Raw genomic sequence first — 1125 nt, 5'->3', positions numbered from 1 at the left:
AAGCAGACGTTCTTCTCGATATCCAAGACGGTCAATTGCATGTGCGTTGATGGGGGAGAGAAGACAATAATGAATACACGAACCAAATACAAGTTTCAAGTACCTTCATCTTTTGTCATTACAAAGAATAATATCTTTTTAATATTAGGATCAGTATTATCAACTGCTCTTTCTGTAGCTACGAGCTTGGCCTTAGGCTCAATAGTGAGTGCCGTTTCTCAAGGCTCTTGGATGACTGGTAAAACGATTGCTTTTGTGGGGGTTCTATTTCTTTCTCTCGCATCAGCAGTCCTTGCTCTTACATTTAAAGGATGGTTTCCTGTGCGTGCGGCGATTATCCAAAGAATGAGTTGTACTACGCAGGTTATACAAAGGGTTATTGAGATGCCGCCCCGTGTCTACAAAACACATGAAAAAGGCTACTACATGAACCTCTTAAGCAGTTCTGCGACCATGTATGGATCTGTGTATAGTGCTGTGAATATTGCCATTTTGAGTTCTGTCGGATGTATCGTAGTGATTTTATTAGCGCTTCTTATTACCAATTATGTATATTTCATCGTAGTGCTTACCTATATTCCTATCTTATTTCTTGTGACAAGGGTTCCAGCCAAGCGGATTGCTGATTTACAGCGAAATATTATTCCAGCTCAAGATAGATATTTGAACGAATCAAAACGCATCGTAGAAAATAAAAGAGCTATCAATATTGCTCGAGCTGACGTCTTTTATAAAGAGAGATATCATGACATCGGTTCAAAGTACTTGGATTCCATAAAAAGATATCGGTTTAATGAGGGATTGAATGAGAAGATTCCAAGCAGTATGTGTTCTCTACTGCAGATCATTATGCTTGCCCTAACCATTGAAATGTATCAGATTCATGCTGCGTCTGTAGGAGATATTTTTATCTCATATCAACTATGCGCATTGATTCAGAATCCTCTAGCGGAACTTTTTCAATCAATCATGTTTGTAAAAGCAAATAAAGTTCATCTTGAGCGCCTACAAAATACTTTCAAAGAATCCCAAGAGCCTTCAGGTTATGAGAAGCTTTGGAACTCTTCACTTAAACCAGCTATAAAGATAGGAGAGGGAACTCTTTTAGCTACTCCAGAAGGTCCA

Annotated in this window: 1 protein-coding gene; it reads left to right on the top strand. The window is 38.7% G+C overall.

Annotated features, from left to right (window positions below):
• Positions 1-69: 69 nt before the first annotated feature.
• Positions 70-1125, top strand: a 1056-nt coding sequence (locus tag HMPREF1492_RS07105; RefSeq protein WP_084055009.1) for an ABC transporter transmembrane domain-containing protein, incomplete at its 3' end; no start/stop codon positions are given.

The sequence above is a fragment of the Atopobium sp. BS2 genome (assembly GCF_000565075.1).
GTDB lineage: Bacteria > Actinomycetota > Coriobacteriia > Coriobacteriales > Atopobiaceae > Lancefieldella.
The sequence above is the reverse complement of the archived record's forward strand: the minus strand, read 5'-3'. Positions and strand labels throughout refer to the sequence as shown.